Annotated in this window: 5 protein-coding genes; 2 read left to right on the plus strand and 3 right to left on the minus strand. The window is 66.2% G+C overall.

The annotated features are described in order from the left end of the window. Positions 1–286 (plus strand): AAC(3) family N-acetyltransferase (locus tag ACE3UY_RS19165; protein WP_374689085.1); only part of this gene is annotated, 286 nt, incomplete at its 5' end. On the opposite strand, the gene ACE3UY_RS19170 is transcribed toward ACE3UY_RS19165, so the two are convergent. Both ACE3UY_RS19170 and ACE3UY_RS19175 read right to left on the minus strand, forming a co-directional pair. Beyond that, the gene (locus ACE3UY_RS19170; RefSeq protein ID WP_374689086.1) at positions 283–1,287 is read right to left on the minus strand and encodes a mechanosensitive ion channel family protein; all 1,005 of its coding nucleotides are present in this window, start codon (positions 1,285–1,287) and stop codon (positions 283–285) included. The two genes, ACE3UY_RS19165 and ACE3UY_RS19170, sit on opposite strands and share 4 nt — an antisense overlap. Beyond that, positions 1,284–2,288 (minus strand): mechanosensitive ion channel family protein, encoded by a 1,005-nt coding sequence (locus ACE3UY_RS19175; protein ID WP_374689087.1) that lies wholly within the window; start codon positions 2,286–2,288, stop codon positions 1,284–1,286. The genes ACE3UY_RS19170 and ACE3UY_RS19175 overlap by 4 nt, the downstream gene beginning before the upstream one ends. Positions 2,289–2,468: 180 nt before the next feature. Here ACE3UY_RS19175 and ACE3UY_RS19180 point away from each other — a divergent pair, with 180 nt between their 5' ends. Continuing rightward, entirely contained in the window at positions 2,469–3,350 is an 882-nt protein-coding gene (locus ACE3UY_RS19180; protein ID WP_374689088.1) for a metallophosphoesterase family protein, read from the plus strand. Positions 3,351–3,370: 20 nt separating this feature from the next. Here the strand turns inward: ACE3UY_RS19180 and ACE3UY_RS19185 are convergent, their stop codons facing one another. Further along, on the minus strand, positions 3,371–4,129 hold the full coding sequence (locus ACE3UY_RS19185) for a hypothetical protein (protein ID WP_374689089.1): 759 nt from the start codon (positions 4,127–4,129) through the stop codon (positions 3,371–3,373). Between the last annotated feature and the right edge of the window lie 255 nt (positions 4,130–4,384).

Here is a 4,384-nt window from a genome sequence, read left to right on the forward strand (position 1 = left end):
CGGCAACAACAGCTCGCTCCACCTGGCCGAATACCGCGCCAACTATCCGGGCAAAAAGCCGCTGGCCCAGGGCGCGCCGGTGCGGATCGATGGCCGCCGCGAGTGGGTTCACCTGCGCGACACAGCGCTTAACGATGAGGATTTCCCGCTCATCGGCGCGGCGTTCGAGCGCGAGACGGGGCTGGCCCGCGTCGGCCGCGTCGGCCGGGCCGAGGCCCGACTGATGCCTCAGCGAACACTGGTTGATTTTGCCGTAGGCTGGATGGAGCGAAACAGACTTGGCTAACCCGCCAGGCGCACGCCCGCCAGCGCCAGCCGGTCGCCCACCAGCGTCATGATGCGCAGCCGCAGGCCCGCCCCGTGGCCGTAGCGCGCCTTGGTGTGGATGAGAATTTCGGCTGCTTCGCCCAGCGTCCCATCCTGGCTGACCACCTTCCACGGCGCGAGCAAGTCCGGCAGCAGCATCGGGGCCTCGTCGGCCAACGCCAGTAGCACGGCCATCGCCGCCGGCAGGTCGGAGGCCGGGACGCGCACGGTGATGCTGGTCCCGCTGAAGCTGCCCCGGCTGTAGTTGCGCAAGGTGCGCACCTCGCCCTGAGGCACGACGATCAGCTCGCCGCCCCGCGTGCGGATGCTCAGGGTGCGCACCGTCACCCGCTCGACGATCCCCTCCACCGTGTCGCCCACCTTGAAGATGGAGATGTTGTCGCCCACGTCGAAGCGATCTTCGAAGATGTTGCTGACGCCGTTGAGCAAGTCGCCGATGAAGTCGCGAGCGGCGAAGCCGAAGGCGTTGGCGACGACGGTCGAGATGACCGCCAGATTGACGAGGCTGACGAACTGCCCCGCGGCCAGAATAAAGGCGATCACAAAGGCCGAGGCGTTAATGAGGCTGGCGACTAGCAGGAGGACGGTGTGATGCCGCCGCTCGGCCGGCGACAGGGGCGCTTTCTCCAGCACCGCATCGAAGACCAGGGGAGCGGACGTCGCCGGCCGGAAGCCCTCGTAGCGGGCGATGCGCAGCATCCAGCCGGCCAGCCGCCGGCTGACGCGCGTGACCAGCCAGGCCAAGAGGAAGATGACGACGACGAACGCCACCCGCAGCGGTACGCGCAGTAGTTCATAGGTATCGATCAGCCACTCCGGCAGCGGTTCTGCTCCGACGATAGATTGGAACAGTTGGAGTTCGTCAATGTGGGCCGCCTGGAGCAAGCCGACGGCCAGCGCGCCCAGAGCAACGGCAGCAAGCAGCGGCGCGACGATAAGGATGAGCAGCCGCCGCCTCACTTTGCCCCTCCGCGCGCCTGGAGCATGATGCCGGCCGCCGCCAGTCGCGTCAGCACCACGGCATGCAGCGCCAGTTGCAGATCGTCCTCGCTGCCCGGCGTTGTCTTGCCGTAGAGGTTTAGGTCGACGACGCTGCCCAACCGGCCCTCCAACGACATCGGTTGCCACGGCTCCAGCAGTTGCGGCACGAGCAGCGGCGAGTCGGGGGCCAGTTCGTTAAGCAGCGCCACAGCCCGGCTCAGATCACTCGCCGCGACCGGGAAGGTGGCATATACCCCGACCTGGTCGCCGCGGCTGTAGTTGCGGAAGATGCGCAGATCGCCGTGGGGGATGGTTACGATCTCGCCCGAGTCGGTGCGCACGGCCATGAAGCGCAGATCAACGCTCTCAACCGCGCCCTCTACCCGCTGGTCGAACTGGCGATAGAGGATGCGGTCGCCGACGGTGTAGTTGTTCTCGAACAGGGTGCTGATGCCGCCCAGTAGATCACCGATGGGCAGCCGGGCACCCCAGGTCAGGCTGCTGGTCAGGGCGGCGATGACCACAGCCAACTCTCCTCGGGGCACGAACTGGCCAAGGCTGAGCACGAGAGCCACGACGATGGCGAGGATGGCGATGACGCTGGCGAGAATCTGTTGCAGCGTACGGCGGCGCTCGGGGCGGAGGACGGCGGGCCGGGCCTCATCCGGCTCGGCCGGGGCCAGCCGTTCGGCCACCGGCTCCCCCAGCACCCAGCCGGCGACGACCTGCCGCCGCCGGAAAACCCACAGCGCCGCGCTGAAGGCGATCATGATGAAGATGATCTGCAAGGGGAAAAGCAGCACCCGCGCCGCCAGGTAGTAGATGCGCTCCATCTGCACGGTAGCCGGCGACAGACTGGCGGCGACCACAGCCGCCGGGTTCGTCGCCGCGTAGAAGGAGAGGCCGTTAATGATGCTCAAAAGCGCCACTAACAGCAGTAGTGGACTGACCAGCAGGAGGGCGAAGCGGCGCAAGTTCACGATGATCCTTACCGTAGCGCGGGCTGTTAGCCTGCGACCCGGATTGTAATCCACCAACGGCCGCCTGCCAACGTTCCCCGCAGTAGGCCAGCGCCACCTAAGCGACGCTCCCCCGTAGGCTTCCAGGCGAGCGAACAGCACCCGCCCGCTGTTACACTGTCTCTCATGAATCACACCCTTATGCCCCCTGCGCTCGCCCCCGAAAGGGTCATCGCCTGCCTGGGCCTCATCTCCGACACCCACATGCCCAAGCGCTGGCCCCAACTGCCTCCGGCCGTCTTCGACGTGTTTCGCGGCGTCGATCTGGTGCTCCACGCCGGCGACGTCGGCCGGCTATGGGTGCTCGATGAGCTAAGCGCCGCCGCGCCGGTCGTGGCCGTCCACGGCAACGACGAGACGGACGAGGCACAGCGCGAACTACCCTACCAGCAACTCTTGACGCTGGGCGGCCACCGGCTGCTGCTGTGTCACGGCCACCTGCCGGACCGGGAGGCGGAGATGGCCTCCCGCATCGGCGACGACTGGCGGCCCAAGCTGGCCCAGCGCGCGGCCCAGGCCCGGCGCGCCGGGGCGCGTCTCATGGTCTTCGGCCATTTGCACGTGCCTTTCGTGACGCAGCACGATGGCGTATGGCTGGTCAATCCGGGGGCCATCGCCTCCGGCAGCGCATTCACCCGCCAGACGCGGCAGACGGTGGCGCTGCTCTATCTGCGCGATGACGGTCAGCCCTTTGTCGTCCACGTTGACCTGGCGCGGCCCGACTGGCCTTGCGATGCCGCCGTGGAGTGGGAAGCCGGCTTTACCGCCGCGCTGAACCGTCATGAGGCGTTCTTTCCAGACCCGCGCCTTCGTCCGGCGGTGGCTGCCCTGCGCGCCAGCCGCTTTCGCTTCGAGCGGCGTCTGTGGGCGGCGCTGTCGCGCATTGGTATGCCATACTTTACGGGCGAGAAATCGGTGTTGGGGGCTGAGGAGATGCTGGCGGGTATTGAAGCGGCTGACGAGTTTTCTGTTGTCGAGCGAGCGGAGTTGCTGGCGCTGGTGCGCGACCATCTGGCCGAGTAGCCGCACTCGCTCAGTCATGGTCACAGCATCTCGCGGATGGCGGCGACCATGGCTGGGTTGAGTTCGACACGCGGTTCCAGGAAGTCCAGCATGGCCCTCACTGCCTCCAGTGTCCCCTCATAGCCGGGCTGGAAGGCGGCCAGGTGGACGGCCATCTGCGGGAAGCGCTGCTCGAAGCGGCGTGTGGGGGCGAACGGATCGCGGCGGGCCGTCATCTCTGTCTCCAGGTGTGGGGCCAATTCCAGCATCCGATCTAGCGCGTACCATTGCACCTCCCGCGCCGCGGCCAGTTGTTCGCCGCGGCGGTAGCGTTGTGCGCCCACGTACAGGTTGCACAGGATCTCGCCCAGCAGTAGTGTCACGGCTGGCGGGCGCGGTGCGGGGAGCGGCGTGGCCGGCTCGGCCAGACTCTCATCCACACTGGAGCGCTTCCAGATGAGCCGGCCCGGCGTGTAGTGGCTGCGCCCCAGTTCCGCGACAGTGAAAATAGCCATCTCGCAATAGATGCGGTCGGCGAACAGGATATGCAAGCCGTCGCGCGTGCCGCGGTGGGAGAACACCACGGGCGCGACGGCGTCTAGCCAACCCAGATCGCTCAGGAAGCGCTGCTTAGCACCCCGCCGGACGACAACGAAAAAGTCCAGATCCGAAAACTCGTCCAGGCGATCCAGTTCTTGCCCCACCGAGCCGAGGGAGAGGAGCGCCAGGGCGTCCTCGTCGCCCGCCAGGGACGTGCCGATGGCTTCCAATCGTTGTAGTAGCGTTTCGCGTGTGTTCAACTGACATCCCTTCCTGTTGCCAAAGAGACGCGCCGGTCACTCACGATGCGATATAATCGCGTCATGCTTCAACGCCTGGCGATCAACATCACAGCCCGGCACATACTCCGATTTCGATTCCTAATTCGTAATTCCTAATTCCTAATTCGTGGGAGTATACCCCTTGTCGTCTGCCTACCCACTGCCCAACCACTTCTACGATGCCTACATCTTCGACCTGGACGGCACGGTTTACCTGGGGGACGCGCTGCTGCC

The sequence above is a fragment of the Promineifilum sp. (SeqCode) genome, assembly GCF_041918635.1.
In the GTDB taxonomy this organism is placed as follows: domain Bacteria; phylum Chloroflexota; class Anaerolineae; order Promineifilales; family Promineifilaceae; genus Promineifilum.